The sequence below is a fragment of the Flavobacterium sp. Root420 genome, from assembly GCF_001427905.1.
In the GTDB taxonomy this organism is placed as follows: domain Bacteria; phylum Bacteroidota; class Bacteroidia; order Flavobacteriales; family Flavobacteriaceae; genus Flavobacterium.
In genome coordinates this window covers 22,067-36,489 of sequence record NZ_LMEF01000002.1, presented here as the reverse complement: position 1 = coordinate 36,489, position 14,423 = coordinate 22,067, and the positions used below count along the sequence as shown (strand labels likewise).

General features: G+C 33.5%; 16 protein-coding genes. 3 read left to right on the top strand and 13 right to left on the bottom strand.

The annotated features are described in order from the left end of the window. The first annotated feature begins 333 nt into the window (after positions 1-333). Complete coding sequence (locus tag ASC72_RS03760) at positions 334-2,235, top strand: S9 family peptidase (RefSeq protein WP_056187026.1); 1,902 nt, start codon at positions 334-336, stop codon at positions 2,233-2,235. Positions 2,236-2,413: 178 nt separating this feature from the next. Further along, entirely contained in the window at positions 2,414-4,849 is a 2,436-nt protein-coding gene (locus ASC72_RS03755; protein ID WP_056187023.1) for a hybrid sensor histidine kinase/response regulator, read from the top strand. 102 nt (positions 4,850-4,951) lie between these two features. Here the strand turns inward: ASC72_RS03755 and ASC72_RS03750 are convergent, their stop codons facing one another. The 13 genes from ASC72_RS03750 to pdxA all read right to left on the bottom strand — a co-directional run bounded on the left by ASC72_RS03750 (position 4,952) and on the right by pdxA (position 13,756). Then, on the bottom strand, positions 4,952-6,310 hold the full coding sequence (locus ASC72_RS03750) for a sigma-54 dependent transcriptional regulator (protein WP_056187021.1): 1,359 nt from the start codon (positions 6,308-6,310) through the stop codon (positions 4,952-4,954). A gap of 127 nt (positions 6,311-6,437) precedes the next feature. Next, positions 6,438-6,731 carry a hypothetical protein gene (locus ASC72_RS03745; RefSeq protein WP_056187018.1) on the bottom strand — a complete coding sequence of 98 codons (294 nt, stop codon included), beginning with the start codon at positions 6,729-6,731 and terminating at the stop codon, positions 6,438-6,440. Between the two features lie 14 nt (positions 6,732-6,745). Then, entirely contained in the window at positions 6,746-7,039 is a 294-nt protein-coding gene (locus tag ASC72_RS03740) for a hypothetical protein (protein WP_056187015.1), read from the bottom strand. A gap of 19 nt (positions 7,040-7,058) precedes the next feature. Beyond that, positions 7,059-7,349 carry a hypothetical protein gene (locus tag ASC72_RS03735; protein ID WP_056187012.1) on the bottom strand — a complete coding sequence of 97 codons (291 nt, stop codon included), beginning with the start codon at positions 7,347-7,349 and terminating at the stop codon, positions 7,059-7,061. A gap of 26 nt (positions 7,350-7,375) precedes the next feature. Next, positions 7,376-7,672 carry a hypothetical protein gene (locus tag ASC72_RS03730; RefSeq protein ID WP_056187008.1) on the bottom strand — a complete coding sequence of 99 codons (297 nt, stop codon included), beginning with the start codon at positions 7,670-7,672 and terminating at the stop codon, positions 7,376-7,378. A 60-nt stretch (positions 7,673-7,732) separates the two neighbouring features. After that, positions 7,733-8,029 (bottom strand): hypothetical protein, encoded by a 297-nt coding sequence (locus tag ASC72_RS03725; RefSeq protein ID WP_056187005.1) that lies wholly within the window; start codon positions 8,027-8,029, stop codon positions 7,733-7,735. Positions 8,030-8,122: 93 nt separating this feature from the next. Next, on the bottom strand, positions 8,123-8,419 hold the full coding sequence (locus ASC72_RS03720; protein WP_056187001.1) for a hypothetical protein: 297 nt from the start codon (positions 8,417-8,419) through the stop codon (positions 8,123-8,125). Positions 8,420-8,716: 297 nt separating this feature from the next. Next, positions 8,717-10,063 (bottom strand): acetyl-CoA carboxylase biotin carboxylase subunit, encoded by a 1,347-nt coding sequence (gene accC, locus ASC72_RS03715; RefSeq protein ID WP_056186998.1) that lies wholly within the window; start codon positions 10,061-10,063, stop codon positions 8,717-8,719. 97 nt (positions 10,064-10,160) lie between these two features. Continuing rightward, positions 10,161-10,649: an acetyl-CoA carboxylase biotin carboxyl carrier protein gene (gene accB / locus ASC72_RS03710; RefSeq protein ID WP_056186996.1), complete on the bottom strand. Its 489-nt coding sequence runs from the start codon at positions 10,647-10,649 to the stop codon at positions 10,161-10,163. Positions 10,650-10,672: 23 nt separating this feature from the next. Then, entirely contained in the window at positions 10,673-11,671 is a 999-nt protein-coding gene (locus ASC72_RS03705; RefSeq protein WP_056186992.1) for a beta-ketoacyl-ACP synthase III, read from the bottom strand. Between the two features lie 173 nt (positions 11,672-11,844). Further along, a complete protein-coding gene (gene rpmF / locus ASC72_RS03700) occupies positions 11,845-12,039 on the bottom strand; it encodes a 50S ribosomal protein L32 (RefSeq protein ID WP_007137315.1) in 195 nt (64 codons plus the stop codon). Positions 12,040-12,048: 9 nt separating this feature from the next. Continuing rightward, positions 12,049-12,600 carry a DUF177 domain-containing protein gene (locus ASC72_RS03695; RefSeq protein WP_056186989.1) on the bottom strand — a complete coding sequence of 184 codons (552 nt, stop codon included), beginning with the start codon at positions 12,598-12,600 and terminating at the stop codon, positions 12,049-12,051. A 106-nt stretch (positions 12,601-12,706) separates the two neighbouring features. Continuing rightward, positions 12,707-13,756 carry a 4-hydroxythreonine-4-phosphate dehydrogenase PdxA gene (pdxA, locus tag ASC72_RS03690; RefSeq protein WP_056186985.1) on the bottom strand — a complete coding sequence of 350 codons (1,050 nt, stop codon included), beginning with the start codon at positions 13,754-13,756 and terminating at the stop codon, positions 12,707-12,709. A gap of 57 nt (positions 13,757-13,813) precedes the next feature. On the opposite strand from pdxA, the gene ASC72_RS03685 reads away from it, so the two are divergent. Next, entirely contained in the window at positions 13,814-14,404 is a 591-nt protein-coding gene (locus tag ASC72_RS03685) for a riboflavin synthase (RefSeq protein WP_056186982.1), read from the top strand. Positions 14,405-14,423: the final 19 nt, after the last annotated feature.

The following is a 14,423-nucleotide window of genomic DNA, read 5'->3' as shown; positions in this document are numbered from 1 at the left end:
ATTATCAAAAAAAAATCGTGAATTCTTGGCTTTGTTTTTTACCACAAATTACACAAATTAACGCAAATTTAATTAATGGAAATTCGGGTAATTCGTGACTAACTTTTAATATTTGTCTCCCGCAGATTTTGCAGATTTTATTTGATTTAATAAAAAAATCTGCGTGAATCTGCTCAAATCTTTTTAAATCTGCGTGAAAAAATAATTCGTGAATTCGTGGCGGAAAAACGTTAGTATAAACTTTGGGATTTTTAACATTTTTTGGGATTTGGAATTTAACTATTTGGAATTTAAATGTTGTATTTTTAGCCCCACGAATATTAGAATTTTATTATGAAAAAAGTATTATTTACAACCTTAATAATGATGAGTTTAAACGCTATCGGACAGAATGTGATGTCACCAGAATTGTTATGGAAATTAGGAAGAGTGACGGCACTTGGACTTTCGAAAGATGAAAAAAATGTTGTTTTTAAGGTTTCTACTCCTTCGATAGAAGAAAACAAATCGTCTTCAAAATTTTACATCTTGCCGGTGAATGGCGGAACTGCAACTGAAATTAAAGACACCAAAACTGTTTTGGCCGACAAAAATATTTCGCCTGACGGAAAATTTTTAGTGTACAATGAAGAAGTAAAACTGGAAAAGGTTTTAGGAAAAGATTTTTATCCAAGCCTTGACAAATCAGATGCTCAAATTTATGATGGTTTAGATTATCGTCATTGGGATACCTGGAACGAAGGGAAATTCAACCACGTTTTTTATAAAGAAAACAAAGAAGGTACAACCGGAATTGACATCTTAAAAGGTGAAAATTTTGATTCTCCTCAAAAACCTTTTGGAGGTGACGAAGATTATATCTGGTCTCCAGACGGAAAAAGCATCTTATACGTTTGCAAGAAAAAAGCAGGAACACAATATGCTATTTCTACAAATACCAATATTTATGAGTACAATTTAGAGACTCAAAAAACAACTAACAGAACCGAAGATAATTTAGGTTACGATACTGCACCACAATTTTCTCCAACAGGAAACTTAACCTGGCTCCAAATGAAACGTGATGGTTACGAAGCGGATAAAAATGACATTATTGTTGAATTTAAAGGAATCAAAACGAACTTAACGGCCAATTGGGACGGAACTGTAGATAATTTTATCTGGAGTAAAGATGCCAAAAACGTTTATTTTGTAGCACCAGTTGACGGGACAAAACAACTTTTTGTGGTGAATTTTCCGGGATTGACAAGAATCGCTATTCAGGTTCGCCAAATTACAAAAGGTGATTTTGACGTAAATGATTTAGTTGGTTTCGCGGGAGATGATATCATCGTAACAAGAAATGACATGAATCATGCACCGGAGATTTATTCTTTTAATTTGAAAAAAAATACCTGGAAACAACTTTCAAATGTAAATACAGATACCTACAAAACATTAGCTTTAAGCAAAACAGAAAAACGTTATGTTACCACGACTGACGGTAAAAAAATGTTGGTTTGGGTAATTTTGCCTCCAAATTTTGATGCTACAAAAAAATATCCAACCTTATTATTCTGCCAGGGCGGACCACAAAGTGCGTTGACACAATCGTATTCTTTCCGTTGGAATTTTTCACTAATGGCCGCTAAAGGTTATGTAGTTGTAGCTCCAAACCGTCGCGGTATGCCAGGACATGGAGTTGAATGGAATGAGAAAATCAGTAAAGACTGGGGCGGACAAGTTATGGATGATTACCTTTCTGCGATTGATGATGTTGCCAAAGAAAGCTACGTTGACAAAAGCCGTTTAGGTTGTGTTGGTGCAAGTTACGGAGGATATTCAGTATTCTATTTGGCAGGAATTCACAACAACCGTTTCAAAACGTTTATTGCACATGACGGAGTTTTTAATACCGTAAGTATGCTGGGAACTACTGAAGAAGTTTTCTTTAACAATTGGGATTTTGGCGGTGCTTATTGGGAAAAAGATAATGCTATAGCTCAAAAATCATATACCACTTTTAACCCGGCAACTTTGGTTCAAAATTGGAATCGACCAATTTTAATTTTCCAGGGAGGAAAAGATTTCCGTGTGCCAATTGGACAAGGACAAGAAGCTTTTCAGGCTGCTCAATTAAGAGGAATCAAAAGCCGATTTGTTTATTTCCCTGATGAAAATCACTGGGTATTGCATCCGCAAAATGCTCAGGTTTGGCAAGGTGAATTTTTCAAATGGCTGAACGAAACGTTATAATTTACGAATAAGAAATATTTTAATAGCCGCAGATTTATATAATCTGTGGCTATTTTATTTTTCAGACCTTTTAATTATGTAAAACTTTTGATTTCGATTCTCTTTTTAAAACAGATTTTTTTGAATAAATTGCAAGGAATTCGAATTTAAAAAACATCCAAATCCCTACAATAATAACATGGAGAGCAAAAAAAGTTACACGGCCATTAAAGTGCTTTTCAGCTATGTTGCATTACTGGCTTTGGTTGTGACAGTCGGATGGTTTTTATATTCTGAAAATGTAGTTTATAACAAACTGGAAGATAAAATTGCCTTAGAAAAAACCAAAATTTTAAGAGTCAGCAAATTATTTTCGAACGTATATAAAACCGAAAGTTTAGCCCGAAAAACAATTCAGACCAACTCTGAAAGGGATTTTAAAAGTTACCTTACTGAAACTGATTCTTTACGCTCCAGAATTGACACTTTAAAACAAATCGTAACTACACAATATCAAAAAACGTTGTTGGACAGCGTTAATTATTATTTATCTGAAAAGACAAAGAACATTCAGCAATTAAAAGCGATAAAAAACAAAGCTGATGATGAAGTTTCGGTAAATACTGCTATTGATGAAATCACCAAAATGGAGTTTAAACTTCGAAAATTAGAACTTCAGGATTTTACTAAAAGCCCAAATCAGCTTGGAAGTTACCAGCGAAATGTGCTTCAGAAATATGTCGATTATCTAAATCAGAATATTCCGGACGACAGCACCAATACGTTAAGCAAACAAGCTTCTGATTCTATCCTGGCCAATTCGAAAAAGCTTTTGAGTAATGTAAAACTAAAGGCAGAAAAGAAAAAAGAATCACTGAATTTTGAAGAAAATAAATTGCTTAAAAATGAAATCGCCATCTCTGAACAACTCCGAAAAGTGCTTCGAATTATCGAGAGAGAAATCATTATCAACTCAATTAAAAACAATTCTTTAAAAGAAAAATCACTTAAAAAAGTCAATGAAATTGTAACGGCTTCGGCTATTATTGGTTTGATATTAACGTTGTTTTTCTCTATTTTAATTGTGAGCGATTATTCGAAATCGCAAGTTTATAAAAGACAGCTCGAAATTGCGAATTTCAAAACGAGGAATTTATTAAAAAGTCGCGAGCAATTGATCTCGACCGTAAGTCATGATTTAAAAACGCCTTTGAGTACCATTGTAGGTTATTCGGAACTTTTAGGCAATTCTGATGTGAATACAAAGCAATCTTACTTCATTAAAAACATTAAAAATTCATCGGAATATATTACCCAATTGGTTCAGGATTTATTGGATTTCTCTCAAATCGAAGCAGGGAAAATTACCATTGAAAAAGTACCTTTTTTATTGCCTGAAATTATTGATGAAGTTGCCAAAAGCATTCAGACCGTTTACAAACAAAAAAACATCGAACTTACTATTAATGCTGATGAAAAGCTGAACACGAAAATTGTTGGGGATCCGTTTCGACTGAAACAAATCTTAAGCAACATTATAGGGAACGCCTACAAATTTACAGAAGAAGGTTTTATCAGAATCAGTGCTTTTATTGCTGAAAATGATCAATTTTTCACGATTATAATTGAAGATAGCGGGATAGGAATTGAAAAAGAAAATCAGAAATTGGTTTTTGAAGAATTTGCACAAGCTAATGAAGGCATCGAAAAAAAATACGGCGGAACAGGTTTAGGATTGTCAATCTGCCAAAAAATAATTTCTATTTTAGGAGGAACTTTACAGCTTGAAAGTGCATTCGGAAAAGGAAGTACTTTTGAAATTCAGCTGCCGTTATTGTTTGACAGCAGTACAAATTCGATTCCTGAAGTTAAAAAAAGAATCATCCGCAATACTAAAAAGCAAACTTTCATTGTGATTGATGACGATATTAATCTGCTCAATTTAACCAGCGGTGTTTTAAGAAAGGAAAATCATCAGATATTGTCTTTCAACAGCGCAATTAAAGCGTTGGAAGCTATTCAGAAAACGAATTTTGATTTTATCATAACTGATATTCAAATGCCGGAAATGGATGGTTTCATGTTTCTTCAAAAACTTAAGAACACTTCTATTTACAAAAATCAACCGGTAATAGCTTTAACCGGAAGAACTGATTTAGCTCCGTCTGTATACGCAGAAGCCGGTTTTACAACTGTGGTTAAAAAACCGTATTCGCCAAAAATATTATTGGAAACCATTCATCTTATTTTAGAAAATGATACTTTGCCTGTGGTTGATATTAATGACAATGAAGAAAAAATGGCCACAAAATCTTACTCCTTAGAAACACTAAAAGACTTTTTAGGAAATGATAAAAATGCCTTAAACGAAGTTTTAAAATCATTTATAGAAAGCACCAATGAAAATCTTGGATTTTTAGAAACTGCCATTGAAGAAGAAAATGTCCCGGAAATAAATGCTATCGCGCATCGAATTGCGCCAATGTTCAATCAAATTGAAGCCTATGAAATTGGCGGGATATTAAAAGTTTTAGATAAAAATGATTTTGAAATATCTGATTTGAAAGATATTTTTAAGGCTTTAAAAGCTAAAAATGAATCACTTTTTAACGCGCTGGAAAAAGAAATTGTTTAAAAAATATCGCCGCAAGCCAATCCAAAGAGATAATTTCAAAAATTTAATTTGTGGAAATTTGTGTAATTCGTGGCAGAAATTCAGCTTTATAGCAACAAAGGCTTAATCGATATTGTATTGCTTTAATTTATTATAAAGTGTCTTTCTTGTAATTTTAAGTAGTTTAGCTGCTTCCGATTTATTATTCTGAGTTCTTGAAAGCGCATGAATAATCGTTTCTTTTTCATTTTCTGACAACGAGAAAGTTTCATTCGAATTTTGTGGGTTGATTTTCTGAACCTGAAAAAACTCCGCTGGCAAAACATCGCTTTCAATATAATTCCCTCTTGTTAGCAGCGTGGCGCGTTTTACGCAGTTTTGCAACTCACGTAAATTCCCTGGCCAATTGTATTTTTGAAAAATAGCAACTACTTCTGGTGAAAATCCGATAATTTCTTTATTCAGTTGATTATTGGCTTTTTCAAGAAAATATTCTGCAAAAACCATTAAATCTTCTTCCCTGTCTTTTAACGAAGGTGAAAGAATCGAGAATTCGTTGATTCTATGGTATAAATCTTCTCTAAAATCACCGTTTTTTACTGCCTCACGTAAATCTTCATTTGTAGCAGTTATGATACGGATATCGACGTTAATTTCTTTATTGCTTCCAACAGGCTTAATTTTTCTTTCCTGAAGTGCTCTCAACAACTGTATTTGATTTTCATAAGAAAGATTTCCTATTTCATCTAAAAACAAAGTCCCACCATTTGCTGCTTCAAAATATCCCATCTTGTCGCTGATTGCTCCGGTGAACGATCCTTTTAAATGTCCGAAAAATTCACTTGCAGCTAATTCTTTTGGAATTGCGCCACAATCTACTGCGATAAAATTATTGTTTTTTCTGGTGCTTTGCTGATGAATGCTTTTGGCAATAATTTCTTTCCCTGTTCCACTTTCCCCAATAATCAAAACCGACATATCTGTGGGACTCACCAAATGAATGTGATCTAATAATTTTTTGGAAGCAACAGAAATACCTCTGACAAATTCATTTTCAGATGAAGTAGCTTCTTTCTTTTTCGGAGCTTTTATTTCTTTCGTCTGAACTTCTTCTTCTATTTCAGAATTTTTTAAAGCATTTGTAATAACCAATAAAACCTCATCAGGATTAAAAGGTTTTGAAATATAATCGGCAGCACCATTTTTAATGGCTTTAACCGCAGTATTTACATCTGAATATCCCGTCATAAGAATCACAGGGATTTCAGGGTTTGAAGTTTTAAATTCAGACATCAGTCCTATGCCGTCAGAATCAGGCAAACGCAGGTCTGTCAGAATCAAATCGAAAGATTCTTTCTTCATTGCCAATCGGGCTTCTTCTGCCGAGAAAGCAACGGTTACATCGTATGCTTTTTTTATTAGAAATTTCTCTAATAATTTGCAGAACGAAATATCATCTTCTATCACTAATATCTTTGACATCTGTTTTTAGGGTCTTTTTTGCTAAAATAATACTATTAAACTTGTATTTTCATAAAATTATGCAAAAAAAAAGAGATTGCACGTCGCAATCTCTTTTTTACCAAAAACATAAATCTAATTCACCTAATTATATTTTCAACCAATTGCCATTGACATCTGAATAGACAGTAGCCTTTTGGTCACCAACTGATATTTCGAGTTTATACTCTTTTTTTTCATTTGTATACGCTTTCACTAGCTTTGCGCCAGGGTAAGCTGTTTCTAAAGCTGTCTTCACTACAGCCGGAACTGCATCAGGAGCAACTTCTTTATATTCATCCTGAACATTGACAGCAATCTTTACAGGTTCAGCTTCTGTAGTTGTTGCATGTATTGATAAACTTCCCAAAATTATAGCTGCCGATAAGATTAACTTTTTCATAATGTTCTTTTTAATTATTTTTTAATTATGTTTCCTGAAGCATCTGTAAAAAAAGTATATTTTTTACCTTCTTTCGAAATTTCAAGTTTGTATTCTTCCTTAGCATTTTTCCATGCTTTTTCTAGTTTAGAACCTACAAACGATTTTTCAATTGTTGATTTTACAGCGGCCGGAACAGCATCTGCAGCAACTTCAGTGTATTCATCCTGAATATTTACTGAAACAATTGAATTTGTTACAACCTGAGTTGCTGCATTCATTGACACACCTCCTAAAAGGATAGCTGCCGATAAGATTAACTTTTTCATGTTATGGGGATTTTATTGGTTACTTTTTAAGAATGTTTCCTGTCGCATCAGTGTAAACAACCGATTTTTCACCTCTTACGGTAATCTCGATTTTATACTCTTTTTTGTCGTTTACATATGCTTTGTCAAGTTTAACTCCTGGATAAGCATTATCTAAAGCTGTTTTAATAGCTGCCGGAACAGCATCAATTTCTTTATACTCATCCTGAATTTTTATTGTATGCGTTATTGTATTTGTTTGATCAATAACTGCTGCCTGTGTTGACAACCCTCCCAATAGGATAGCTGCCGATAAGATTAACTTTTTCATAATAATAGTTTTTTAGTAGTTAATGATTATTTTTTAACCCAAGATCCGTCTGCATTAGCATAAAGAGAACCTACTTTGTCTCCTACAGTAACTTCTAATTTATATTGAGAAGCTGCATTTTTGTAGGCTTTAGAAAGTACTGCATCCGGATAAGCTTTTTTAAGCGCATCTGTAACTGCAGCTGGTACTTCTTCCAATTTAATTTCTGTATATTCGTCCTGAATTGAAATAGTTTTTACGATTGTATTTGAGATTGGAGAAGTTGAAGCAAATGATGTTAAACCTCCCAAAACGATTGCTGCTGATAAAAATAAATTTTTCATGATATTTAATTTAATAGTGTGTATAATAATTTTTTAAACTTTAAACTGAATCTCTATAGATTATTTTTTAACCCAAGATCCGTCTGCGTTAGCATAAAGAGAACCTACTTTGTCTCCTACAGTAACGTCTAATTTGTATTCTGATTTTGCATTTTTATATGCTTTAGAAAGTACTGCATCCGGATAAGCTTTTTTAAGCGCATCAGTTACTGCTACTGGTACTTCTTCCAATTTAATTTCTGTGTATTCGTCCTGAATAGAAATTGTTTTTACGATTGTATTTGAAATTGGTGAAGTTGAAGCAAATGATGTTAAACCTCCCAAAACGATTGCGGCTGATAAAAATAGATTTTTCATAATAGTTGTATTTTAGTATTCGTAATTTTATTTTAGTATTGCTAATTTGAATAAACATAAGTTTATTTTAATAGATTTTACTTTAATTATTAATTATTTTTTAATCCATGTTCCGTCTGCATTTGCATAAAGAGAACCTACTTTCTCTCCAACAGTAACATCTAATTTGTATTCTGATTTTGCATTTTTGTATGCTTTAGAAAGTACTGCATCCGGAAATGATTTCTTTAAAGCTTCATTAATTGGAGCCGGTACTTCTTCTAATTTAATTTCTGTGTATTCATCCTGAATTGAAATCGTTTTTATAATAGAAGTTGTTATTGGAGAAGTTGATGCGAATGAAGATAAACTTCCTAAAACGATAGCGGCTGATAAGAATAAATTTTTCATAATGTAATTTAGTTTAATAGTTGTTTACGCTTTAGATAATGAAATTATTATGCCGTAAGTCAAACACAACATGCCAAATCCTTCAAACCCTTATTTTTAAAGGCCTCAACCTAATTGTGCCAAAATTTAGAAATTCAAAAAAGTGTGTAATTTTAAAAATGAGTGTGTAAAAAGTATACACTTTTAGTGTTTACCAAGCCATTTTTAAAAACAAAACCCGACAAGTTTTGAAATCTGTCGGGTCTAATATTTTTATCTAAAAATAAAAAAGGCTGCCAAAATTGACAGCCTTTATAATTATTCGATTGGATTCATTTTAAAAGTATCCATAAATGCAGTTGTATAATCTCCTGCAATATATCTTGGATCATCCATTAATTGTCTATGGAAAGGTATTGTAGTTTTCACACCTTCAATTACGAATTCATCTAAAGCTCTTCGCATTTTGCTGATCGCTTCTTCACGAGATTGTGCCGTTGTAATTAACTTAGCAATCATCGAATCGTAATTCGGCGGAATACTGTAACCAGAATAAACGTGAGTATCTAAACGAACTCCATGTCCTCCTGGCATATGAAGCGTAGTAATTTTTCCTGGTGAAGGGCGAAAATCGTTATAAGGATCTTCAGCATTAATACGACATTCAATAGCATGTAATTGTGGTAAATAGTTTTTTCCTGAAATCGGAATTCCGGCAGCCACCATAATTTGCTCACGAATCAAATCATAATCAATAACTTGTTCTGTAATTGGATGCTCTACCTGAATACGTGTATTCATTTCCATGAAATAGAAATTTCTGTGTTTGTCTACAAGAAATTCTACTGTTCCTGCGCCTTCGTATTTAATAAATTCCGCAGCTTTTACAGCAGCTTCTCCCATTGCAGCACGCAATTCGTCTGTCATGAATGGAGAAGGTGTTTCTTCAGTTAATTTTTGGTGACGACGCTGTACTGAACAGTCTCTTTCAGAAAGGTGACATGCTTTTCCGTATGAATCTCCAACAACCTGAATCTCGATATGACGTGGTTCTTCAATAAGTTTCTCCATGTACATTCCGTCATTTCCAAATGCAGCAGCAGCTTCCTGACGTGCACTTTCCCAAGCCTTCAATAATTCCTCTTCTTTCCAAACGGCACGCATTCCTTTTCCACCACCACCGGCAGTTGCCTTAAGCATTACTGGGTAACCAAATTCTTTAGCCAACTTTTGTGTTTGTTCGAAAGATTCTAATAATCCGTCAGAACCTGGCACACATGGAACTCCTGCAGCTTTCATTGTCGCTTTTGCAGAGGCTTTATCTCCCATTTTATCAATCATTTCAGGAGCTGCACCAATAAATTTGATTCCGTGCTCCTGGCAAATTTTAGAGAATTTAGCATTCTCTGAAAGAAATCCATATCCTGGATGAATTGCATCTGCATTTGTAATTTCTGCAGCAGCAATAATATTTGACATTTTCAAATACGATAAGTTACTCGGAGGAGGTCCGATACAAACCGCTTCGTCAGCAAACTTTACATGTAGACTTTCCGCATCAGCTGTAGAGTAAACCGCTACAGTCTTAATTCCCATTTCTTTACATGTACGAATTACACGAAGTGCAATTTCTCCTCTATTCGCAATTAATATTTTTTTAAACATCTTTTTAAAATTAGATAATTAGATAATTAGATAATTGGATAATTAGATTTTAAGTACTCTCGAAAAAGTCTAAAATCTAAAATCTAACGATCTAAAATTAAGATGGATCTACTAAGAATAAAGGTTGATCAAATTCTACAGGAGACATATCGTCAACAAGAATTTTTACAATTTTACCTGAAACTTCTGATTCGATTTCGTTGAATAATTTCATTGCTTCAATTACACAAAGAACATCACCTTTTGAGATAACACTTCCAACTTCAGTGAAAACTGGTTTGTCTGGAGACGGTTTTCTATAGAATGTACCAATGATTGGAGATTTAATAGTGATAAATTTCGAATCTTCAGCCGGAACAGACGCTTCACTAGTTACATTAACAACAGCCGGAGCGGTTTGCTGAGGAGCAACAGCTTGCGATAATGCTTGCTGAGCTGGTAATTGTTGTACATAAGTAGTTTCAGTTACGTTTCCTTCTAAAGTTGTTCTGATCGTGATTTTCACATCGTCCATTTCCAACTTTACTTCTGCAACTCCCGAATTTGCTACAAATTTGATTAGGTTTTGAATTTCTTTTAAATCCATAATGATTCGTTTTTAGTTTTAATTTATTTTGTATCGTAAGCCCATTTAAGGTAAATAGATCCCCAAGTGAATCCACCACCAAAAGCGGCTAAAATAATATTATCTCCTTTTTTGAATTTGTGTTCAAAATCACTTAGTACTAATGGCAAAGTTGCTGAAGTTGTATTACCATATTTTTCAATATTCATTAATACTTTTGAATCTTCAAGATTCATTCTGCTTGCAGTAGCATCAATAATACGTTTGTTTGCCTGATGTGGCACTAACCAGTCAACATCTTCATTAGTCAAATTGTTTCTTTTAACGATCAATTCGCTAGCGTCAGCCATATTAGTTACAGCATATTTAAAAACGGTTTTCCCGTCCTGAATAATATTGTGTTGTCTGTTTTTAACGGTCTCTTCTGTAGTTGGGATTAGAGAACCTCCGGCAGAAATTTTAAGAAAATCGCGCCCTACACCATCGCTTCGTAAGTACTCATCTTGTAAACCTAAGCCTTCATAATTTGGTTCGAATAGAACAGCACCTGCTCCATCTCCAAAAATAATACAAGTAGATCTGTCTGTATAATCTACAATTGATGACATTTTATCGGCACCAATTAATAAAACTTTTTTGTAACGTCCTGACTGTATATAAGCTGCAGCAGTAGACATTCCGTATAAGAAACTTGAACACGCTGCCTGCAAATCATATGCAAATGCATTAGTAGCTCCAATTTCTGTTGCAACATAAACTCCTGTAGAGGCTACCGGCATATCGGCAGTAGCTGTTGCCATTATTACCATATCAATCTCTAAGGGATCAATATTAGCTTTTGCTATTAAATCTTGTGCTGCTTTTATGGCAAGAAACGATGTTCCTTTGTGAGCATCTTTAAGAATTCTTCGTTCTTTAATTCCGGTACGAGTAGTGATCCATTCGTCATTAGTATCGACCATTGTTTCCAATACTTTATTTGAAAGTATGTAGTCAGGAACATAGGCTCCAACAGCGGTAATTGCGGCTGTGATTGTATTCATTATATTTTATTATTTCTTTTCAGATACAGGATATTTGAAAAATTTTTAAAAGACTTGAAAATTACAAAAAAAAACGAAATTAATTTGTAGATAATTTCTTAAAAAAAGAAAATTATAACCAACAAAAAAAACTCTCACTATGTGAGAGTTCTAGTATAATTTACAAAAACGTATTAAGCAACCGCTACAGATTTATCGATAACAACTTGCCCTCTGTAATACATTTTACCTTCATGCCAGTAAGCTCTGTGGTATAAATGTGCTTCTCCAGTAATAGGACATGTAGCGATTTGAGCTACAGTAGCTTTATAATGTGTTCTTCTCTTATCTCTTCTTGTTTTCGAGATTTTTCTCTTAGGATGTGCCATTTTACTATATTATTTATCCGTTAATAGTTGCTTTAATTTGTCCCAGCGCGGGTCAATATCTTCTTCTTTTTTACTCTCTTCTTTTTCTTCTTTGACTTCTTTTACAGTCAGTTCATTTAGTTTTTTTAAGGCTTCAGTTTGTAAACTTCCATCTTTAACTCCCGGATGAACTCGTTTTAGTGGTACCGAAAGAGCAATCATTTCATAAATGTATTGTGCAACATCTAATTCATGCTCTCCGTGTGGCAAGATCAACAACTCTTCATTGTCATTATTGAATTCATCTCCAAAACGAACAATTAATTTCATTTTCCCTTTTATAGGAAGATCAAAATCTTCGCCTGTTAGATCACAAGGCACATTTACAGTTCCTTTATGTTTGAATTCCAACTCTAACATGTTGCTTTTCTTATCTAAAACTAAACTCACTTTGATATCTGAACTTTGAAATTCGTCGTAATCAAAGTTCTCAAAGAACGCGTTACTTATTTGATACTCAAAATGGTGTTTTCCCAGCTTCAACCCCATAAAAGGAATTAAAAATTCTTTTGATTTGCTCATCTTAACATCAATTTGACCAATTCGTATCTAAAACTCAGATATCTGAATTGGGGTGCAAAGATATAAAATTATTATAAAACTAATAATCTTATTCACCTTTTTTTGTTTATAACTGTTTTTCTTTTATTTTAAGAGGTTTTTGGCTAATCTCCTCATACTGATTACGCGAACGATAAATGTCAATCGCGAGATAAACTGCCTCCTTGAATGAATTGAAATCTGCCATGTCTTTTCCAGCAATATCGTACGCTGTACCATGATCTGGCGATGTTCTTACTTTATTTAAACCTGCTGTATAATTCACTCCTTTTCCAAAAGACAATGTTTTAAATGGAATCAATCCCTGATCATGATATGTTGCTACAATAGCATCATATTTTTCATATTGACCGCTTCCAAAAAAGCCATCAGCAGGAAAAGGACCAAAAACCATCGTTCCTGCTTCAAATATTTTCTTTAAAGCTGGTTTCAAAACTAAATCATCTTCTTTTCCTATAACTCCTCCATCACCTGCATGTGGATTTAATCCCAAAACAGCAATTTTCGGTTTTACAATACTAAAATCCTGAATCAAAGATTTTCTAACTGTTTCGATTTTTCTTGTAATTAATTCTTCTGTCAAATGAGACGAAACTTCATTTAACGGCACATGATCTGTAAGCAAACCCACTCTCAAATTATCCTGAACCATCATCATCAAGGCATTACCTTCTAATTCCTGATCTAAATAATCTGTATGTCCCGGAAATTTAAATTCTTCCGACTGGATATTGTATTTATTGATAGGAGCCGTAACTAAAACATCGATTTCATCTTCCTTCAAGGCTTTAGTTGCTGCAACAAAAGACTTTATTGCATATTCCCCAATTTTCTCGTCATTTGTTCCTAAATTAATATCAACCCCTTCCTTCCATAGATTTAAGACATTAACTTTTCCAGGCAAAACCTGATCTAATTTATCTACACCATGAAACTGAATTGTTGAAGTGATACTTTTTTTAACAAATGAAAGTATTTTGGCATTTGCAAAAATAACCGGCGTGCACATTTCTAACATGCGAGAATCTTCGAACGTTTTAAGTATAACTTCGCTTCCAATACCGTTTAAATCTCCAACTGAAATTCCAACAATTATATTTTCTGCTTTTTTATTCATGAGCTCAGATTATTTATTACTAATTTTGATGTGCAAATTTAGTAAAATAAAACAACAATGTTTACAGGAATTATAGAAACCCTTGGAAGGATTCACGAAATACAAAAAGACCAAAATAATCTTCACATCACAGTCGACTCCTCCATTACAAATGAATTAAAGATTGATCAAAGCGTTTCTCACAACGGAATCTGCCTGACAGTCGTAGCCATAAAAGATTCATATTATACCGTTACGGCTATTGACGAAACTATTTTAAAAACAAATATTGGAGACTGGAAAACAGGCGATATCATAAATCTGGAAAGAGGAATGAAGCTTGGAGACCGCCTTGACGGACATATTGTACAAGGCCACGTAGACCAAACCGGAACCTGTATTAAAATTGAGGAAGCAAACGGAAGCTGGAATTACACTTTTGAATACGACAAAAACCTCAGCAACATTACCATTGAAAAAGGTTCTATTACTGTAAACGGCGTTAGCCTGACAGTTGTAAATTCTAAAGAGAATGAATTCAGTGTATCCATCATACCTTATACTTTTGAAAATACTAATTTCAAAAACTTTAAAGTTGGTACGAAAACAAATTTAGAATTTGATGTTGTTGGAAAATATATTTCAAGACTTTATTCTATCAACAAATAGAACAGAATTGATTTCATAA

Bases quoted from the DNA above. Each gene is read 5' to 3' on its own strand.
- ASC72_RS03745 (WP_056187018.1), bottom strand. From the start codon at position 6,731: ATGAAAAAGTTAATCTTATCGGCAGCTATAATTTTGGGAAGTTTATCA.
- ASC72_RS03760 (WP_056187026.1), top strand. From the start codon at position 334: ATGAAAAAAGTATTATTTACAACCTTAATAATGATGAGTTTAAACGCT.
- accB (WP_056186996.1), bottom strand. From the start codon at position 10,649: ATGGATTTAAAAGAAATTCAAAACCTAATCAAATTTGTAGCAAATTCG.
- rpmF (WP_007137315.1), bottom strand. From the start codon at position 12,039: ATGGCACATCCTAAGAGAAAAATCTCGAAAACAAGAAGAGATAAGAGA.
- ASC72_RS03725 (WP_056187005.1), bottom strand. From the start codon at position 8,029: ATGAAAAATCTATTTTTATCAGCCGCAATCGTTTTGGGAGGTTTAACA.
- pdxA (WP_056186985.1), bottom strand. From the start codon at position 13,756: ATGAATAAAAAAGCAGAAAATATAATTGTTGGAATTTCAGTTGGAGAT.
- accC (WP_056186998.1), bottom strand. From the start codon at position 10,063: ATGTTTAAAAAAATATTAATTGCGAATAGAGGAGAAATTGCACTTCGT.
- ASC72_RS03730 (WP_056187008.1), bottom strand. From the start codon at position 7,672: ATGAAAAATTTATTTTTATCAGCAGCAATCGTTTTGGGAGGTTTAACA.
- ASC72_RS03720 (WP_056187001.1), bottom strand. From the start codon at position 8,419: ATGAAAAATTTATTCTTATCAGCCGCTATCGTTTTAGGAAGTTTATCT.
- ASC72_RS03735 (WP_056187012.1), bottom strand. From the start codon at position 7,349: ATGAAAAAGTTAATCTTATCGGCAGCTATCCTATTGGGAGGGTTGTCA.
- ASC72_RS03750 (WP_056187021.1), bottom strand. From the start codon at position 6,310: ATGTCAAAGATATTAGTGATAGAAGATGATATTTCGTTCTGCAAATTA.
- ASC72_RS03695 (WP_056186989.1), bottom strand. From the start codon at position 12,600: ATGAGCAAATCAAAAGAATTTTTAATTCCTTTTATGGGGTTGAAGCTG.
- ASC72_RS03705 (WP_056186992.1), bottom strand. From the start codon at position 11,671: ATGAATACAATCACAGCCGCAATTACCGCTGTTGGAGCCTATGTTCCT.
- ASC72_RS03740 (WP_056187015.1), bottom strand. From the start codon at position 7,039: ATGAAAAAGTTAATCTTATCGGCAGCTATCCTTTTAGGAGGTGTGTCA.
- ASC72_RS03685 (WP_056186982.1), top strand. From the start codon at position 13,814: ATGTTTACAGGAATTATAGAAACCCTTGGAAGGATTCACGAAATACAA.
- ASC72_RS03755 (WP_056187023.1), top strand. From the start codon at position 2,414: ATGGAGAGCAAAAAAAGTTACACGGCCATTAAAGTGCTTTTCAGCTAT.